This window comes from Microbacterium sp. zg-YB36 (genome assembly GCF_024623575.2).
Taxonomy (GTDB): domain Bacteria; phylum Actinomycetota; class Actinomycetes; order Actinomycetales; family Microbacteriaceae; genus Microbacterium.
The window spans coordinates 43,157-60,692 of record NZ_JANJFD020000005.1 but is presented as its reverse complement, the minus strand read 5'-3'; the positions used below and the strand labels follow the sequence as shown (position 1 = coordinate 60,692).

18 protein-coding genes are annotated in these 17,536 nt (G+C 68.6%); 9 read left to right on the top strand and 9 right to left on the bottom strand.

The window, feature by feature from the left end:
• Nucleotides 1-77 precede the first annotated feature (77 nt).
• Entirely contained in the window at nucleotides 78-1,970 is a 1,893-nt protein-coding gene (locus tag NQ151_RS12240; protein ID WP_257528247.1) for a copper amine oxidase, read from the bottom strand.
• A 14-nt stretch (nucleotides 1,971-1,984) separates the two neighbouring features.
• Complete coding sequence (locus NQ151_RS12235; RefSeq protein WP_257509137.1) at nucleotides 1,985-2,758, bottom strand: hypothetical protein; 774 nt, start codon at nucleotides 2,756-2,758, stop codon at nucleotides 1,985-1,987.
• A gap of 168 nt (nucleotides 2,759-2,926) precedes the next feature.
• Here NQ151_RS12235 and NQ151_RS12230 point away from each other — a divergent pair, with 168 nt between their 5' ends.
• The 3 genes from NQ151_RS12230 to NQ151_RS12220 all read left to right on the top strand — a co-directional run bounded on the left by NQ151_RS12230 (nucleotide 2,927) and on the right by NQ151_RS12220 (nucleotide 7,592).
• Complete coding sequence (locus NQ151_RS12230; protein WP_257528246.1) at nucleotides 2,927-3,871, top strand: Ppx/GppA phosphatase family protein; 945 nt, start codon at nucleotides 2,927-2,929, stop codon at nucleotides 3,869-3,871.
• 225 nt (nucleotides 3,872-4,096) lie between these two features.
• Nucleotides 4,097-6,736 (top strand): DUF4062 domain-containing protein, encoded by a 2,640-nt coding sequence (locus tag NQ151_RS12225; protein WP_257528245.1) that lies wholly within the window; start codon nucleotides 4,097-4,099, stop codon nucleotides 6,734-6,736.
• Nucleotides 6,723-7,592 carry a hypothetical protein gene (locus NQ151_RS12220; protein ID WP_257528244.1) on the top strand — a complete coding sequence of 290 codons (870 nt, stop codon included), beginning with the start codon at nucleotides 6,723-6,725 and terminating at the stop codon, nucleotides 7,590-7,592. The genes NQ151_RS12225 and NQ151_RS12220 overlap by 14 nt, the downstream gene beginning before the upstream one ends.
• Nucleotides 7,593-7,830: 238 nt before the next feature.
• Here NQ151_RS12220 and glmM read toward each other — a convergent pair whose 3' ends face one another.
• From glmM to rplM, 3 genes are read right to left on the bottom strand one after another with little or no spacing between them, the layout of a single operon-like run.
• Nucleotides 7,831-9,195 (bottom strand): phosphoglucosamine mutase, encoded by a 1,365-nt coding sequence (gene glmM / locus NQ151_RS12215; RefSeq protein ID WP_257509133.1) that lies wholly within the window; start codon nucleotides 9,193-9,195, stop codon nucleotides 7,831-7,833.
• Nucleotides 9,196-9,206: 11 nt separating this feature from the next.
• Nucleotides 9,207-9,686: a 30S ribosomal protein S9 gene (rpsI, locus tag NQ151_RS12210; protein ID WP_257528243.1), complete on the bottom strand. Its 480-nt coding sequence runs from the start codon at nucleotides 9,684-9,686 to the stop codon at nucleotides 9,207-9,209.
• 28 nt (nucleotides 9,687-9,714) lie between these two features.
• Nucleotides 9,715-10,161, bottom strand: coding sequence for a 50S ribosomal protein L13 (gene rplM, locus NQ151_RS12205; protein WP_257494842.1), 447 nt, complete (start codon nucleotides 10,159-10,161; stop codon nucleotides 9,715-9,717).
• 278 nt (nucleotides 10,162-10,439) lie between these two features.
• Here rplM and NQ151_RS12200 point away from each other — a divergent pair, with 278 nt between their 5' ends.
• From NQ151_RS12200 to NQ151_RS12190, 3 genes are read left to right on the top strand one after another with little or no spacing between them, the layout of a single operon-like run.
• Nucleotides 10,440-11,096 carry a hypothetical protein gene (locus NQ151_RS12200; RefSeq protein WP_257528242.1) on the top strand — a complete coding sequence of 219 codons (657 nt, stop codon included), beginning with the start codon at nucleotides 10,440-10,442 and terminating at the stop codon, nucleotides 11,094-11,096.
• Nucleotides 11,097-11,109: 13 nt separating this feature from the next.
• Nucleotides 11,110-11,682, top strand: coding sequence for a PRC-barrel domain-containing protein (locus NQ151_RS12195; protein WP_257528241.1), 573 nt, complete (start codon nucleotides 11,110-11,112; stop codon nucleotides 11,680-11,682).
• Between the two features lie 31 nt (nucleotides 11,683-11,713).
• Nucleotides 11,714-11,890 (top strand): CsbD family protein, encoded by a 177-nt coding sequence (locus NQ151_RS12190; protein WP_257509129.1) that lies wholly within the window; start codon nucleotides 11,714-11,716, stop codon nucleotides 11,888-11,890.
• A gap of 62 nt (nucleotides 11,891-11,952) precedes the next feature.
• Here the strand turns inward: NQ151_RS12190 and NQ151_RS12185 are convergent, their stop codons facing one another.
• The 3 genes from NQ151_RS12185 to NQ151_RS12175 form a co-directional block, all read right to left on the bottom strand.
• Nucleotides 11,953-12,174 carry a hypothetical protein gene (locus tag NQ151_RS12185; RefSeq protein WP_257528240.1) on the bottom strand — a complete coding sequence of 74 codons (222 nt, stop codon included), beginning with the start codon at nucleotides 12,172-12,174 and terminating at the stop codon, nucleotides 11,953-11,955.
• A 304-nt stretch (nucleotides 12,175-12,478) separates the two neighbouring features.
• A complete protein-coding gene (locus NQ151_RS12180; RefSeq protein WP_257528239.1) occupies nucleotides 12,479-13,291 on the bottom strand; it encodes a glycosyltransferase family 2 protein in 813 nt (270 codons plus the stop codon).
• 137 nt (nucleotides 13,292-13,428) lie between these two features.
• Nucleotides 13,429-14,100 carry an SGNH/GDSL hydrolase family protein gene (locus tag NQ151_RS12175; protein WP_257528238.1) on the bottom strand — a complete coding sequence of 224 codons (672 nt, stop codon included), beginning with the start codon at nucleotides 14,098-14,100 and terminating at the stop codon, nucleotides 13,429-13,431.
• Between the two features lie 154 nt (nucleotides 14,101-14,254).
• Between NQ151_RS12175 and NQ151_RS12170 the strand changes: the two genes are divergently transcribed.
• Nucleotides 14,255-14,458 carry a hypothetical protein gene (locus NQ151_RS12170; RefSeq protein ID WP_257528237.1) on the top strand — a complete coding sequence of 68 codons (204 nt, stop codon included), beginning with the start codon at nucleotides 14,255-14,257 and terminating at the stop codon, nucleotides 14,456-14,458.
• Nucleotides 14,459-14,482: 24 nt separating this feature from the next.
• Here NQ151_RS12170 and NQ151_RS12165 read toward each other — a convergent pair whose 3' ends face one another.
• The gene (locus NQ151_RS12165; RefSeq protein ID WP_257528236.1) at nucleotides 14,483-15,106 is read right to left on the bottom strand and encodes a CPBP family glutamic-type intramembrane protease; all 624 of its coding nucleotides are present in this window, start codon (nucleotides 15,104-15,106) and stop codon (nucleotides 14,483-14,485) included.
• A 253-nt stretch (nucleotides 15,107-15,359) separates the two neighbouring features.
• Between NQ151_RS12165 and NQ151_RS12160 the strand changes: the two genes are divergently transcribed.
• Both NQ151_RS12160 and NQ151_RS12155 read left to right on the top strand, forming a co-directional pair.
• On the top strand, nucleotides 15,360-15,980 hold the full coding sequence (locus NQ151_RS12160) for an arsenate reductase/protein-tyrosine-phosphatase family protein (protein ID WP_257528235.1): 621 nt from the start codon (nucleotides 15,360-15,362) through the stop codon (nucleotides 15,978-15,980).
• 54 nt (nucleotides 15,981-16,034) lie between these two features.
• Complete coding sequence (locus NQ151_RS12155; protein WP_257528234.1) at nucleotides 16,035-17,531, top strand: tyrosine-protein kinase domain-containing protein; 1,497 nt, start codon at nucleotides 16,035-16,037, stop codon at nucleotides 17,529-17,531.
• Nucleotides 17,532-17,536: the final 5 nt, after the last annotated feature.

The following is a 17,536-nucleotide window of genomic DNA, read 5'->3' as shown; positions in this document are numbered from 1 at the left end:
TGGCGTCTCTTCTGGGGGGGGGGGGGGCTCGGGGGGGGGGGGGGGGGGGCGGGGGGGGGCCCCCCCCGCCGTGGGGGTCAGGAGGCGAACACCGCCTGCGTGTGGCGCCGCCGCTTGATCAGCAACGCAGCCCCGATCAGAAGCAACAGCACGCCTCCGAGCGCGGCACCGCCGGCGGCGAGTGTGCCGCCGGTGATGGCGAGCGCTCCGGCCGCGGACACCGTCACATCGACGGATGCCTCAAGCCCCGAATCAGCGCCGACGGCGACGATCCGGTGGGCGCCGCTGGGGGCCGCGGCGGGAACGGTGAGGCTCCCGGACACCGCCCCTGCGGCGTCGGCGGTCAGCGTTCCGACGGCGATCGGGTCGGAGTGCAGGGTGACCTCGATCTTCTCGCCGGGGGTGAAGCCTGAACCGGTCAGCCGGAACGATCCGCCCGCGGTGAGGCTGGTCGACGACAGCGAGATGCTCGCACCGGTGTCGGGCTCGTCGCTGTCGCCACCGTCCTCGTCGCCGCCACCGTCACCGGGCGCTGCCGGGTCGATCGGGTTCGGGCTCGGCTCCGGGGTGCCCGGCGTGCCCGGGGTCTCCGGGTTCTCCGGCGTCTCGGGCTCGACGACCTCACACGGCGACTCGTCGGTGTGGATCTCGCCGCCGGGGTCGCCGTTGATGCACGAGCGGCCCGACGGGGTGCCCATCGACTGGCTCGTCCAGTCGCGCGGCATGATCGAGAACGACTGCCAGTGCGTCTGCATCGGGCTCTGATCCTCGTCGCGCACGACGTGGTGGAAGCCGCTGTTCACCCAGGCCACCGGGTCGGTGAGAGCTTGACCCGCGCCGGTGGCGGCGTACTCGATGAGGTTCTTCTCGGCACACGCCGGGTTGAGGTTGTTGGTGGCGTACTCCTGGCAGGCGTTGTAGTTGGTGAACGTCAGCAGGGGCTGGGTCACCGGATCGCCGGCGTACAGCTGCGAACCGGGGAACACGAACTCGTACGAGCGCTCGTGGCCGTCGGCGTTGAGGCTGTTCGGAGCGAGCACCCGCCACCAGGTGAGGTCATCGACCGGCGCGAGATTGGCGGGGTTCGTGATCGTCGTGGCGGTCGTGTGCATCAGCGGCACCTTGACGCCCTGCTCGCCGAGCTCGGAGTCGTACTGCTCCACGGCCATCGCGTTCTGCCCGTCCAGACCGAAGTCCAGGCGCCAGATCGCGTTGTGCCAGTGGGATGCCGCCAGCGCGGTGTCGCCGGCGCCGATCGGCCAGCCCGTCGTGGCATCCGCGTCGAAGTCCTCATAAGAGACGTCGCCGGTCGCGCCCAGGTCGAAGGCGATGCCGCCCTCGTCGGTGAACTCGATCTTGGTGGCGTACTCGTACCAGTCGACCTTGGAGATGATCTGCAGGCTGAAGCCCTGGCTCTCGGCGGTGAACAGCGGTGCGTCTTCGATGGAGCCCCACGTCTGCTCGTGCGAGCGGTACGCCATGGGGCTCGTGGTGTCGGTGATGCACAGCGCCGGGATCGTGCGCATGTACGTCGTGGTCTCACCGCGGCGGGTGGTGCTCCACGTCTGCGCGACGTCCCGCAGGGCACCGTCGCCGCACTCCGCGGCGCTGAGCTTCTGCAGGTACTGGTTGCCGAACCCGTAGGAGGTGATGTCGTTCCACAGGCTCTTGCCGGTGTCGTACGGCACGTGCAGCTGGCCGAGGTAGACCGAGTCGAGCACGCGGCGATACGCCGTCTCCTGAGGCGCCTTGACCGCGACCTGCTCGAGCACGAGGCCCTTCTTGCTGTCGACGCGCCAGCACATCTGCCAGGACGTGCCGTTGTCGAACGACTTCTCGATGAGCGCGTCACCGGAGCAGTTGATGGGCGGGGGCGCGGCGGTGGCCGCGGTCGCAGGGACGATGGCGAGGCCGGCGGCAGCGACGAGTGTCGTCACGCCGATTCCGATCGCGCGGGAGAGCTTCTTCACGGGGGACGCGCCTTTCATCGGATGCCGATCACGGACCGGGTGGACAGGTCGACGACGAATGCCGTCGTGTCGAGGTAGCCGCCGCCGGGAACGCGGAACTGCATCTCGACGCAGCGGTCGATCGCGCAGTGCTCCCCGCCGACCGATCCGGCATCCGGCACGAACGAGCCGCCGCTGACGCCGAGCTGATCGATGGATGCCAGTGCGTCGCCGGTGATGGCGGTGAACTCTTCGCGAACGGCCGCGCTGGCGGCCTCATCGGCCAAGAACAGCGAGAACGCGAAGTCGATCTCGTCGGCGCTGGGCGGCGGCTGCACTCCTTCACGCGACGAGCTGTCGATGACCGCGGTGGTGAGGTTGACCGACTGCAGGATCGCCTTGTTGGACGTGTAGTCGTACAGGACCACGTCGACGATGCGGTCGGTCTGGTCGACGTCTCGGGTGGCGACGTCGATGGAGAGCACCTGCGGGGCATCGGAGCCGTCGACCGACGTGACGCCGTCGGGCAGGCTGTCCCCCGCCGTGGCCAGGTGCAGCGCGTAGCTGAGCTCGTCCTGGCTGAGCGCGTCGCGCGCGGCGCCGAGCACGGGCTTGTCGGTCACGACGGCCACCTCACGGGTATCGGGGGCCTCGGCGCCGGTCGCGCCACTGACGGCGGGGATGGCGATGAAGCCGGCGACGATCGCCGCCGCGGCGAGAGTCGCGCCGCCGACGATCGCGTAGGGCGCCTTGTTCTTGCGTGTGGCGTGGGGGGTGGTGCTCGGGGTACTGCTCGGTGGTGATTGCACCGGACCTCCTGGAGGCATGGACAGTGTGGATTCGCTGTGTGCGAGCGATCCGACGCTAGCGACGCGCTGTTTCGCGATGCCCCGGCGCGATGTTTCGGCGAGGTAACTCGATGTGGGACACCGGGTGGGCGCGCCATCCGCACGCCGCTGCCCCACTACGCTTGCCACGTGCGCCTCGGAGTCCTCGATATCGGTTCGAATACGGTCCATCTGCTGATCGCGGATGTGATCCCCGGCGGCAGGCCCCATGCGACCACCAGCAAGCGCACCGTGCTGCGGCTGATGCGCTACCTCGAGCCGGATGGCTCGATCAGCGACGAGGGCGTGACCGCGCTGGTGAACGCGGTCAGTGAGGCACGCGATATCGCGGCTCGCGAGAACGTCGTCGAACTCCTCGCGACGGCGACCAGTGCCGTGCGCGAGGCCAAGAACGGCAAGAAGGTGATCGCGCGCATCGAGGAGGCCCTCGGGCAGGATCTGCAGGTGCTCGGCGGCGAGACCGAGGCGCGGTTCACGTTCCTGGCGGTGCGCCGCTGGTTCGGGTGGTCCGCCGGCCAGATCCTGCTGTTCGACATCGGCGGCGGTTCGCTCGAGCTGGCCGCGGGTCGCGACGAGCTGCCGGAGGCTGCGGCATCCGTCCCCCTGGGGGCCGGACGCATGACGGTGAAGTACCTGCCGAACGACCCGCCCAGCGAGCACGACGTCGACCGGCTGCGCGATCACGCGCGCAAGACGCTCGCGCCGGTGGCCGAGGTGTTCAAGACGATGCCGCGGCCCGACCACGTGGTGGGGTCGTCGAAGGCGATCCGGTCGCTGGCGAAGCTTGCCGGGTATCCCGTGCCCGGGTGGTCGGGCATCGAGCGATGGGTGCTGCCGCGTTCGGCGCTGAAGGCGTGGATCCCGCGGCTGGCCCGCATCCCCGCCGAGGCTCGGGAGGCCCTGCCGGGGATCACGGCGGACCGCACGTTCCAGATCGTCGCCGCGGCAGTGGTCATGCACCAGGCGATGAAGGCGATGGACGTCGAGGAACTCGAGATCAGCCCCTGGGCCCTGCGCGAGGGCGTGCTGCTGCGGTACATCGAGTCGCTGTCGTGGAGTGCCCCCGGCGTCTGACCGCTGCCGAGTGAGTATTCGTCCCCTCGAGTGAGTATTCGTCGCGGCGAGTGAGTATTCGTCGCGGCGAGTGAGTATTCGTCGCGCCCGACGCGAATACTCACTCGGCGGCGTGAATACTCACTCGGCGGCGTGAATACTCACTCGGCGGCCTGCGGGGTCGTCATCGAGCGCCACGGCACCCGGCCCCTTTACTCGCGAACGCCACGGCGGGAGTATCACTTCATGGATGCCGCGAAACCACAGATTCGCACGCCCGATCAGCGCATCCGAGTCTTCATCAGTTCCACGTTGAGGGAGCTCGAGCCTGAGCGCCGCGCCGTGCGCGCCGTGCTCGAGCGGCTGCACCTGGCCCCGGTGATGTTCGAGCTCGGCGCCCGGCCCCACCCGCCGCGCGCCCTGTACCGTTCCTACCTCGAGCAGAGCGACATCTTCATCGGCCTGTACTGGGAACGCTACGGCTGGGTCGCCCCGGATGAGGAGATCTCCGGCCTCGAGGATGAGTACCGTCTCTCCACCGCCCTGCCGTCGCTGATCTACATCAAGGAGCCGGCCCCGAAGCGCGAGGAGCGCCTGTCCGGCCTGCTCGACGCCGTCCGCTCCGACGACCGCACCTCGTACAAGTCGTTCCACACGCCCGAGGAACTCGCCGACCTGGTGCTCGCCGACATCGCGACCCTCCTCGCCGAACGCTTCGACGCGGCAGAGGCCGCAGCGGCGCAAGTCGCAGCGGCCGAGGCTGCGGCCGCCGAAGCCACAGCAGCCACCGTGTTCGACCCGTCGCCCACCGGCTCGCTCTCGATCGTCGGCGCGATCCCGGCACCCTACTCGTCACTGGTCGGCCGGGAGACCGAGATGGATGCCGCCCGCGCGCTGCTGGCACGCCCCGGCGTGCGCATCCTCACGCTCACCGGACCGGGCGGCGTCGGCAAGTCGCGCCTCGCGATCGAGCTCGCCCTGGATGCCGCGACCTCCGGCCGCGACGTCGCGTTCGCGGCGCTGGAGTCGGTCACCCGCCCCGAAACGGTGATCACGGTGATCGCCCGCGCCCTCGGCGTGCGCAATGTGGGCGACGAGCCGCTGGCGTACAAGGTGCAGGCGGCGATCGTCGACCGCGACGTGCTGCTGGTCGTGGACAACATGGAACACCTCATGGCGGCATCCGATGTGCTCGTCCAGTTGGTCAGCGGCGCGCCCCGGTTGCAGCTGTTGGTGACCAGCCGTTCCCCACTGCGGCTGCGGGCGGAGCAGGTCTTCGAGGTGGGGCCGCTCGAAACCCCCGAGCCCGACACCGACAACGAGACCGCCGCCTGCGCTTCGGCCGTGTCGCTGTTCGTGCAGCGCGCGACGGCGGTGCGGCCGTCGTTCCGCCTGACGCCGGAGAACACCCCCGCCGTGATCGCGATCACCCGGGTGCTCGATGGAATCCCCCTCGCGATCGAGCTGGCCGCCGCGCGGGCGCGCATCCTGAGCCCGCAGCAGATCCTCGCCCGCCTGGATTCCGCACTCACCCTGCTGGTCGACGGCGCGCGCGACCTTCCCGACCGGCAGCGCGCGCTGTCCCGCACGATCGAGTGGAGCGTCGATCTGCTCGACGAGCGCTCCCGCACCGCGCTCGGGGTGCTCGCCCCGTTCTCCGGCTCCTTCGCCCTGGCGACCGCCGAGCACGTTCTCGCGAGCGCCGGTGTCGACGACCCGTTCGACGTGCTCGAAGCTCTCACCGACGCCAGTCTGCTCAGCCGCGTGGATGCCGGCGAGATCCCGGCGTTCCGGCTGCTGGGTACGGTGCGCTCCTACGCGCTGGGCATGCAGCCGGCCGACGAGGCCGAGCGCAACGTGCAGGGGTGGATCCGCGCCTACCTGTCGTTGGCCGAGGATGCCGGCGACGGTTTGCGCGGCTCCGATCAACTGGAGTGGCTGGCACGGCTGGAACTGGAGATCGACAATCTGGCCGCCGTCATGCGCACGCTGCTGAACAGACACGAATTGGATGCCGCAGCCGAGTACGCCTGGCACCTGTACCTGTTCCTGTGGATCGCCGGCTACCTCGGTCTCGTGGCGGGCTGGATGGCGGAACTGCTGGCGGCCGCCGACCGCGAGGACATCGCCCTCACTCCGCGCAGCCGGGCGATCGCGCTGTACTACGTCAACGCCGTGCGCTTCTGGCAGCAGGACGACTACGACCCCATGCCGGGGCTGGAGTCCAGCCGCGACCTGTTCCACGAGGTCGGCGACGAGGACGGCGCGGCGCTGGCGGGGGTGTCGGTGGGGCTCGCGCAGCTGGCGCGGGTGCCGGTGCCCGACGTCGCCGCCGCGACGGACGAGCTCGAGCGCAGCTACGCCCGGTTCCAGCATGCGCAGGACACCTGGGGGCAGGCGATGTCCCTGGTGATGCTGGGGCGTCTCGATCTGGCCACCGGCTCCCCGGAGTCCGCCCGGTCGCGCTTCGAGCAGAGCCTCGCACTGGCGCAGGCTCAGGGCGAGCGGCTCGGCATCGTCATCGCGCAGAATCACCGCGGCTGGGCGAGGCTGCTCAGCGGGGATGCCGAGGGGGGCACGGCCGATTTCATGGCATCCTTCGAGCTCTCCGTCGCGCTCGGTCACGACGACGGCACCGCCTACGGCCTGGAGACGTTCGTGGCGGTGCAGGCAGCGGCGGGCAACGCGATGGCGGCGGGGCTGCTGCTGGGCGCGTCGCAGCGACTTCGCCGGCGCACTGGTCTGGGCAACCGGGGCGCGTTCGATTACCACCTGGCGCCGCTGCAGGCGCTGCGTGATGCGGGGAAGGGTGAGGAATTGGATGCCGCGGTGTCCGACGGCCTGGAGCTGACGGTGGCGGAGGTGCTCGACCGTGTCCGGCCGTGACTTTCTTCGCCCCACGTCCGACCGGGTGTTCGCGACGACCCGGTGGGTGGCCGTGGTCATCATCCCGTTCCTCGTCATCGCGGCGTTCCTGCTCTATGTGTTCCCGACCCGCACCGGCGAGCTGTTCGCCTGGCCGATCGATCCCCCGCTGACGGCGTATCTGCTCGCATCGGCATACGTCGGCGGGGTGTGGTTCTTCCTCCGCGTCGCGACCACGAGACGGTGGCACCGGGTGTCGCGCGGGTTCCCGGCGGTGGTCGTGTTCGCAGGGCTCCTGCTGATCGCGACGCTGCTGCACCTGGACCGGTTCTCGCAGAACCTGTCGTTCTACACCTGGCTGGTGCTCTACGCCACGACACCGGTCATCGTCGCGGTGCTGGCAGTCGTGCAGCGGCGGGAGGATCCGCACGTGCCGGAACCGGCGGATGTGACCATCCCCCGCGCGGCGCGCATCGCGCTGGCGGTGATCGGTGCCGGTGCGCTGTGCGTGGGGCTGTTCGCGTTCATCGCGCCGGCCGCGGCGGTGGAAGTGTGGGCGTGGCAGCTGACCCCGCTCACCGCGCGGGTCACTGGGGCGGTGCTGACGCTCACCGGGGTCGTGAACGCGGCGATGCTGTGGGATTCGCGGTGGAGCGCGTTCCGCGTGCTCTTCCAGGCGCAGCTGCTGAGCCTGGTGGCGATCGGGCTGTCGCTCATCGTGCGCCGGGAGGATCTGCTGAGCGAGCGGCCCGCCGCGCCGCTGTTCGTCGCGCTGATCGTGTGCGCGCTGCTGGCATACGGCGGGCTCACGGCGTGGTGCCAAGTGCGACTGCGCCGCGCGCGGGCTGCGCGCACGCGTGTCGGGGCCGTGGCCTGAGCCGGCGGGCGGATGCCGCGCGAATACTCACTCGGGAGCACGAATACTCACTCGGGAGCGGAGAGAGCCGGCCCCCAGCGGCGCGGCCCTCTCGCGGCTCCGGCGCTTGTGCACGAGCGCGGATGCCTGACGGCGTGGGGTAGCGAGATCGAGCGTGGGGGGTTGCCCGATCAGCGCGGTTCCGAAGCCGTGTTAGGACAGTTGTATCGCATCCAGCACGATTGTCGTAATTCGCCGGTCAGACGCGCAGCGCGAGCCGTTTCTGCACCACGGCGGCGAGGTCTGCGGCGACCGCCGAAGCGGTATCCGCGGTCTCGGCTTCGACCATCACGCGCACGAGCTGTTCGGTTCCCGACGCGCGCAGCAGCACCCGTCCCGACAGTCCGAGCGACGCGGTCGCGGCGGCGAGGGCCTCCTGCACGGTCGCGTCGTCGTTCACCCGAGTGCGGTCGACGCCGGTGACGTTGATCAGCACCTGCGGGTACACGGTCATGACGGATGCCAGCTCGGCCAGCGTGCGGCCGGTGCGTGCCATCTCGGCGCACAGGTGCAGGCCCGTGAGCAGTCCGTCACCGGTGGTGGCGAACTCGCTCATGATGACGTGGCCGGATTGCTCGCCGCCGAGCGAGAACCCGCCGGCGGCCATGCGCTCCAGCACATAGCGGTCGCCGACACCGGTCTGCTCGACGTGGATGCCGTTTTCGGTCATCGCACGGTGCAGACCGAGGTTGCTCATGACGGTCGCCACGAGGGTGTCGTGCTTGAGACGGCCGCGTCGCTTCATCGACAGCGCGAGGATCGCCATGATCTGGTCGCCGTCGATGATGTTGCCGGCGGCGTCCACGGCGAGGCAGCGATCGGCGTCGCCATCGTGCGCGATGCCGACGTCGGCACCGACACGTACCACTTCACCGGCGAGCACGTCGAGGTGAGTGGAGCCGACGCCGTCGTTGATGTTCATGCCGTCGGGGTCGGCGCCGATGACCGTGACGCGGGCGCCGGCATCCCGGAACGTTTCGGGTGAGACTCCGGATGCCGCGCCATGGGCGCAGTCCAGCACCACGTGCAGACCATCCAGGCGATAGGGCAGCGAGCCGAGCAGGTGCACGACGTAGCGGTCTTCGGCGTCGGCGAACCGGCGAATGCGACCGACAGCGCCGCCGGTGGGCTGCAGCTTGGGCCCGGACATCGCCTCTTCGATGCGCGCCTCGACGTCATCGGGCAGCTTCGAGCCGCCGCGGGCGAAGATCTTGATGCCGTTGTCGGGTGCGGGGTTGTGCGAGGCCGAGACCATCACGCCGAAGTCGGCGTCGCGGTCGGCAACGAGGAACGCCGCCGCCGGGGTCGGCAGCACACCGGCATCCAGCACATCCACGCCCGACGAGGCGAGACCTGCCGACACGGCGGCCGAGAGGAACTCCCCCGACATCCGAGGGTCGCGCGCGACGACGGCGGTGAGCCGCTTGCCGGCCCTGCGCCGAGCCTCGGCGATACGCCCCTGGCCCAGGACGACGGCAGTCGCCTGGGCCAGGGAGAGCGCGAGGTCGGCGGTGAGGGGGCCGTTGGCCAGCCCCCGCACACCGTCCGTACCGAACAGCGCCATGTGCGGTCGGATCAGCGCTTCGAGTACTGAGGCGCCTTGCGGGCCTTCTTGAGACCGGCCTTCTTGCGCTCCTTGACGCGAGCGTCGCGCGAGAGGAAGCCGGCCTTCTTCAGGGTCGCGCGGTTGTTCTCTTCGTCGATCTGGTTGAGCGAGCGAGCGATGCCGAGGCGCAGCGCGCCGGCCTGGCCCGAGGGGCCACCACCGGAGATGCGGGCGATCACGTCGTAGCCACCGGCCAGGTTGAGCACCGTGAACGGGTCGTTGATCAGCTGCTGGTGCAGCTTGTTGGGGAAGTAGTCCTCGAGCGTACGGCCGTTGACCGTGATGGTGCCGGAACCCGGAACCAGGCGCACGCGGGCGATGGCCTGCTTGCGGCGGCCGACGGCCGCACCGGGAACGGAGAGCACGGGGCGCTCGACGGTGGCCTGGGTGGCCTCGTCAGCGGGCGTCTCGGTGGAGTAGTTCTGCGGGGTCTCTTCGATGTTCGCCATCAGTTTGTCCTTAAATCTGAGGGGGCGCTTACTGGGCGACCTGGTCGAGGGTGTACGTCTTGGGCTGCTGTGCCGAGTGCGGGTGCTCGGCACCGCGGTAGACCTTCAGCTTCGACAGCTGCTGGCGACCGATGCTGTTCTTGGGCAGCATGCCGCGCACGGCCTTCTCGACGGCGCGCTCGGGGTTCTTCTCGAGCAGCTCCTCGTACGCGACGGACTTGAGGCCGCCCGGGTAGCCGGAGTGGCGGTAGGCCCGCTTCTTCTGGAGCTTCTGACCCGTCAGCGCGACCTTGTCGGCGTTGACGATGATGACGAAGTCACCGGAGTCCATGTGGTTGACGAAGGTGGGCTTGTGCTTGCCACGCAGAAGCGCGGCAGCGTGCGATGCGAGGCGGCCGAGGACGACGTCGGTTGCGTCGATGACCAGCCACTCGCGCTGGATTTCGCCAGCCTTGGGGGTGTAAGTGCGCGTCACGATAGTGCTGCTTTCTTGTGTCGAACGGAGGAGTTCGTGAATCCCACTCCGGGGTGGTTCGATCCCGATGCGGGTCGAACACGCCAGTGGAGGGCTCACGTTCGCGGTACCCACCAGCAGGCAGCAGGCACCAAAGAGGTAGTTTAGCACGCCACCCCTTCGGTCGAAGATCGAAGCCATCGGATGCCGGCGGGCGCGAGATCCGCGTGAGGTTACGCCTCCGGTTCGCCCCTGGCAATCCCCTGGGTGCGCGCTGCACCGCGGGTTAGCGTCGACGCATGAGCTCCGCTGACCCCAGAGAGCCGGGATCCCCGGTGTACGACCAGAACTCCACTAGCGCCGCCGTGCCGGTGGAGTCCCAGCACACACTGCAGCGCGATGTGCACGAGCGCGAGAAGGAGCGCTTCGGCGGCTTCAAGTTCGGCGCCGCGTTCTTCGGCTGGCTGACCGCCATGGGGGCCACCGTTCTCCTCACCGCACTGGTGGCGGCCGTCGGCGCGGCCGTCAGCGGGTTCGGATCGGGCACCACCGTCGATGACGCCGTGGATGCCGCCACCGATAACACCGAGACCGTCGGCGTGGTGGGTGCGATCGTCCTCGGCTTGGTGCTGCTGATCGCGTATTTCGCCGGCGGCTACGTCGCCGGGCGGATGGCACGGTTCAGCGGGCTGAAGCAGGGCCTGGCCGTGTGGATCTGGGCCGTGGTCATCGCGATCGTCGTCGCCATCATCACCGCGATCGCCGGGAGCCAGTGGAACATTCTGGGCAACCTGCCGGGCCTTCCCGCCATCCCGGTGACACCAGAAACGGCAACGCTCACCGGCATCCTCACCGCTCTCGGGGTCGCCGTCGTGACGCTGGTCGGGGCGCTCCTGGGCGGAGCGGCTGGCATGCGCTACCACCGCCGGGTCGACCGGGTCGGTCTCGGCCGATAGGAGAAGACGCCACATGATCAGCGCACACAACATCGCAAGCCTCGTCGGACGCCACGTCGTCGACGTGGAGGGCAAGAAGGTCGGCTCTGTCGGGCAGGTCTTCGTCGACCCCCGCACCGGGCGGCCCAACTGGGTGACCGTGAAGACCGGCCTGTTCGGCACGTCCGAGACCTTCGTGCCGCTGGATCAGGCGGACGAAGTGGATGGCAACCTGCGGGTGCCGTTCACGAAGGACGCCGTGAAGGATGCTCCCCGCTTCGAGTCCGACGGCGAGCTCAGTCGGTCGCAAGAAGACGAGCTATACGCCTACTACGCCGACCATGAACCGCGCCGCGACGACGTCCGCGATGGTGGCGAGAACGACGATCCCGACGCGACGCAACCGCACGCGCAGGATGCCGGCACGCAGACGGCGCAGTCCGCGCAGACCGCGCAGACCGGCACCATGCGGCTGCGGAAGTACGTGGTGACCGAAGAGGCGACGGTGACCGTCCCCGTGACGCGCGAGGAAGTGCGTGTCGAGTGGGTCGGCGAGGCCGAAGAGGCATCCGCGCCCGAGGAGAACACCACCCCGACCGACCGCTGATGCGGTGACAACCCCAACGAGAGGAGAGCCCATGGCGCTCGGAGATGACATCAAGCACGAAGCCGAAAACCTGAAAGGCAAAGCCAAGGAAGGCACAGGCAAGGCAACCGGCGACAAGTCGCTGGAAACCGAGGGCCACGTCGACCAGGCGAAGGCCCAAGGCAAGAAGGCAGTCGACGACGTCAAGGACGCCTTCACCGACAAGTAGCCTTCAGCAAAACAGCGATCGCTCCCCCAGCGGGGGCGATCGCTGTTGCGTAACGGGGCCGGTCAGGCCGGGATGAAGTCGAATCGCTTTCGGGCGCCGCGGCGGGGCGTGCGATCCGGATCGACCCAGCGCGGCGGGATGAACCAGACGTCGGCGCAGCCGCCGTCGCGTTCGATGAGCGCCAGCTTCTGGGCCTTGGTGAACAGCCGCTTCTTGGGACCCCAGTCGAGAATCTCGCTCTGCCTACCGAGCACGCAAGGGATCACGCCGCCGCCGGCGGCCATGCGCCGCGCGGTGCTGATCGAGATCGGCTGGGTGAGTCCATCGATGGTGGCGTTGCCGGTGCCGTTCTCGAGGTCGTCCAGGGAGACCCGCAGTCGATCCGAGCACCGGTATCTATTTCGGCGCCTCGAATAACGAGACGCACGCCAACGGCGTGCCCTACCTCCGCCCGGTGCGTTTCGCGGTCATGAAACCGGGCGATCCCGTGGTGCCGCTCGCTGACCTGTGGCCGACGATCAGCCCCGCCCTCTTCATCGCGAACGGTGCCGTCTGGTGTGGCCCGTTCAAGAAGCCATTGCTGACTCTCTAGCGCACCAGGGAACTCGCAGTGTACGGGCGAGTTCCCTGGTCGGCCGCGCGCCGGTACGGCATGCGGCGAATCAGCGCATAGATGAGCCGGTCCGTCCGACGCGTGATCGACCGAATCACCGGGTAGCCGCGCCGGAAGTAGCGGCCCCGGATCTCGTCCCCTTCGTCGTTGCCACCCTCGCCCTTGGTGACGGTGATGTTCGATGCATGCAGTCTGAACGCCGCGAGTTCGCGGCGCACGTAGTGCAGTCGCCCCCGGCGTTGCAGGCGGGCGAATAGATCCTGATCCATCGCGCTCTGGTACAGCTCGTCAATGCCTCCGATCTGCTGCACTGCGGCCCACCGGAACAGGCTCCCCTGCTGCGGGATGAGGTTCTTCCCGACACGGAAGTACCACCGTCCCCAAATGCCGGGGCGCTGAACCCAAAGCGTGGCGCCGTCCTCATCGATATACCGAACCTGCCCGTAGACGGCCGGCGACTTCGGATGCTCTTCGAGATGCCGCGTCGAAGCGAGCAACGATTCGGGCGCTAGCAGGTCATCGTCCCCGAGCCAGGCAACGAACTCTGCCTCGTGAGGGGAGTTCCATCCGTCGTTGATAGCAGCAGACAACCCGCGACGGTTTGACCTCAGCAACTCCACCCCGAGGTCGTCACAGATGTCCTGAATGGGTGCGGAGTCCGGCGCGACAACACGCACGATGGGTTGAACGTCTGTCTCCTGGTCGAGAATCGATCGCAAGGCATCTATGAGCCAGTCACGGCGGGTTCCCAAGGTCGGCACGACCATCAGCACTTGTCCATCGATCATGCGGCCGAGCCTACCGAACCTGTATCGCACGTCACGCAAGCCCACCGACGCCAACACGCTCGGTCTCCTGCTCGACTGCACCCGAACGACAGGGGCCACACCCTGCTCGGACAGGACTACGCCCGCGCGCTGACCGCCTAGTTGATAGCGGCTACGAGTTCGGCGTACTGTCGGGCCCCGCCGGCGGTCGGATGCACCCCATCGGCACCCGTCTCGACCTCCCATCCGAGTGCTGACACGTAGGGCACGCCGAGGTCGTCGCACGCTTCGCTGAGCGTCGCGTCGACCTCGGCCTCACCCTCGCGGCCCGGAACGTCGACTGGGCCAACCACGACAACCGGGATGCCGTCGAGCGCGTCCAGCGTCGCCGAGAAGCCCGACCGGATGCCCGTAGCGTCGAGCCCAACATCGTTCAGCCCGCCCGCGACGATGACCCGCCCGGGCTGGGCGGAGGCCAACGCACGCACGCGCGCCGGGAACGCGCCGTCGCCGCAGTATCCGGCGTTCGAGAACCCTGTGCCACCCTGACCAGCCACCACTACCTCGCCGCCCGTCTCATCCGCGAGCACGAACGGCCAAGCATCCCGATATTCCGCCAGCGTGTCACCCGTCGTCCATGAATCCCCGAGGATGCCGAGCGGCGGGGACTCGCCGGGAACCTCGATCACCGCGCCCCGCTCATCGACCTGGTCCCTGATGCTGTCGCACAGCGCGGCCACGGTCGCGACACTCGACGCCTTCCGCACAACGAACACGCCAGCAGCCGCGACGACCGCGACAACGACGATCCCCGCCACGATCCACAGCACACGCCTACGCACGCGCCCGACCCTATCGGCCAGATGAGATCCGTCTCATCCGCGCCAATGACGCACAGGAAGGGCCTGTTATCGACGACCGCCCTGCCGTTGTGTCGGCTGGCATTCGGGCGCTTTCGTCCTACCGATGCCAGTCCTAACCTGAATGACTCCCGCAACGGAGACGCCGCGGCAGGTGCTGGCCCGCCGGTCGACGCTTGCCGAACAACTCACCCACCTGGAGCTTGAAATGACATACGAACGCGCCGTATACGCTACCGGCATCGCCCACCCCGCTGTGACGGCCTTCCTCGCGGAACCCTCGCCCGTCGCCGCACCGCGGTCGTGCGCGCTCACCCGAAAGCGCTGATTCGGACACCCGCCCCGTGGAGGACTACGCCGCGACCGTGCCGACGACTCCCAGCGCGATGAAGCTCGCGTTGTAGAAGAGGTGTACCAGCACCGCCCCCCAGATGCGCCCGGTCAGCAGCACGAGCAGGGCACACGCAAGGCCGACGGCCCCGAGCGCGACGGCAGCATCCACCGTGAGTGTGCCGCCGATCGAGTGCACGACGATGAACAGTCCCGTCGACACCAGCGCAGCGGCCGCCCCTGCCGCGAGCCCGCCGAAGGCGTGGCGCAGCGCGGTGTACACGGCCACGAGAATCACGGCGCGGAAGAAGAACTCTTCCAGCACCGGCGCCACAAGGATCGCAGGCACCGCTTCGGTCCACAGCCACGACGTCGGCAATTGCCCATCGAACGTGGTGAAACTCGGGAACGGCGGCTGGGTTCCGGTGGCAGTCTGCAGCCAGCCCTGCATCAGTCGCAGCAGCATTCCGAGCGCGACACCATAAAGCGCGTCGATGGGGCGCAGCCTCAGCAATCCGGCCGGCCTAGATCGCCGAAATGCGATGACAATCGGAATGAGTATCGACAGCCACAGGAAGAAAGTGCTCAGCGGCGCCGCCCACGGCGTCGTCGGCATGAGCCACGCGACCGCGTACCCCAGCAGCACCCCCGCGCCTAGGCTAAACAATGCCCATGCGGCGAGCATTTCGCGCCACTTGTGCACGGTGCGCCCGCCCAGCCGCCAGTCGGTTCTGCGACGCCGTGTGACCGCGTCGGATCGAGCCGGACGAGCCGACGAAAATTCCTGCGCGGGCGCGTCCGTGACGTCGCTAGGCTGATCGGGCACGGCCTCACGTTACCGGGGCCGTCCTCGCCCGCAGATCCACTCGCAATGACACCCCCACCCGGGAGGTTCCGCAGTGTTCGAAATCCTCACTGTGTGCACGGGCAACATCTGCCGTTCACCCCTCGCCGCGCTGATGCTGCGCACGCGCTTGGCCGACCTCGATGGAGTCGTCGTGCACAGTGCGGGCACGCACGGCCTGGCGGACGCCGCCATGACCGATGAGGCGGTCGAGTTGGCGGTCGCCCGCGGCGCCCTGCCCGATCACGCTGCGGCGCACCGCGCGCGGTTCCTCACCGAGCAGCATCTGGCGAGCCCCGACCTGATCCTCGCCATGGCGCGTGAGCACCGGCGAGCGATCGCCGAACTCGCACCCGCACGGCTGCGTTCCACCTTCACGGTGCGCGAGTTCGCTCGCCTCGCCGTCACGCTCACCGATGAGGAGCTGACCGACGCAGCCGACGCAGCGAGCATGACAGATGCCGCGGCGCGCCTTCGCGCGGCATCCGCCCTCATCGCCCGTCAGCGCGGACTGCTGCCGCCGCTGCCCGACCCTGCCGATGACGATGTAGTCGACCCATTCCGGCGGTCGTGGAAGACATACGAATTGTCGGCGTCGCAATTGGACCCCGCAATAGACGCGGTGGAACGCGTGGCGAGGCTGGCCGCGGTGGGAATCGCTGTTATGCCAGACTGAGACGAAACCCCGACAGACTCGCCCGTCCCCCGGCGCGATGCACCGAGAGGCATCATGGAGCTCAGCGACTACATCCGCATCCTCCGCAAGAACTGGGCCGTGATTCTGGTTGCGACTTTGCTGGGGCTCAGTGGCGCGGCAGCCTATTCGCTCACCCGAACGCCGATTTATGAATCCTCGAGCACAGTATTCGTCTCCACGCAGACGAGCGGCACAGTGGCCGAATTGCAGCAGGGTTCCAGCTTCACGCAGGCCCGTATCAATACGTATGTGGGTTTGGTCAAGACGCCGATCGTCATGAACCCGGTTATCGCCGAACTGGGTCTCGGCATCACGGCGGGCCAACTCGGACAATCAGTCGCCGCCAGCGCGGCGCTCAACACCACACTCATCACGATCACCGCCGAAGACGCCGATCCGGTGCGTGCCGCGGAGATCGCGAATGCGCTCGCTGCGGGACTGACTGCGGCAGTGGATTCGATCGAGCCCACGGGCGAGTCGGGCATGAGCCCCGTGAAGTTGTCACGGGTGAGCGATGCACAGCCCGCGATGTCACCAGCCAGCCCAAATGTGCCGCTCAACCTGGCGTTGGGCACGCTGGTGGGCCTGGCCCTGGGCCTCGGAATCGCCGTGCTGCGGACCGTGCTCGATACCCGCGTGCGGACCTCCCGCGATATCGAGCAGGTCACCAAGGCCCCCATGATCGGCGCAATTGCTTTCGACCCGAAGGCAAAAGAGCGGCCACTCATCGTGCACGCGGATCCCCTCAGCCCACGCGCCGAGTCGTTCCGGGCGCTTCGCACCAACCTGCAGTTCCTCGACATGGGCGGGCGAGCGAGCTTCGTCGTGACGAGCTCCGTGCCCAGCGAGGGAAAATCAACCACCACGATCAACCTCGCCATCGCCCTCGCCGACGCCGGCAAGCGCGTCGCCCTGCTCGATGCCGACCTGCGCAAGCCGAAGGTGGCCGAGTACCTCGGCATCGAAGGCGGCGCGGGATTGACCGACGTGCTCATCGGTCGAACCCGTGTGGGCGACGTGATGCTGCCGTGGGGTGGCCGCAGTCTGTACGTGCTGCCGGCGGGCAAGATTCCCCCCAACCCGAGCGAACTGCTGGGGTCCCGCCAGATGCAGCAGCTACTCGAGGTGCTTGAGCGCGACTTCGACGTGGTGCTGTGCGACGCTCCCCCGCTACTGCCGGTGACCGATGCCGCCATCCTCGCCCGCGCCACGAGCGGGGCAATCGTCGCCGTCGCTGCCGGTCGCACAACGCGCCATCAGCTGTCGGGTGCGCTCGAGGCACTAGAGACCGTGGGGGCGAAGGTTGCTGGCGTTGCCCTGACAATGGTGCCGACACGCGGACCCGACTCGTATTACGCCGGGTACGGCGGGTACGGCGGGTACGGCTACATCCAGAAGGACACGGCGAAGAAGGCCTCTCGCGGCCGCAAGCGCAAAACCCCGCTCGCTCCCGCGCCGACCGTGGCGCAGGCAGGGCGTCGTTCCACTCAGGGTCCGCCGACGGCCGCGCGCCGCCCGGTAGCGGAGTAACCCCG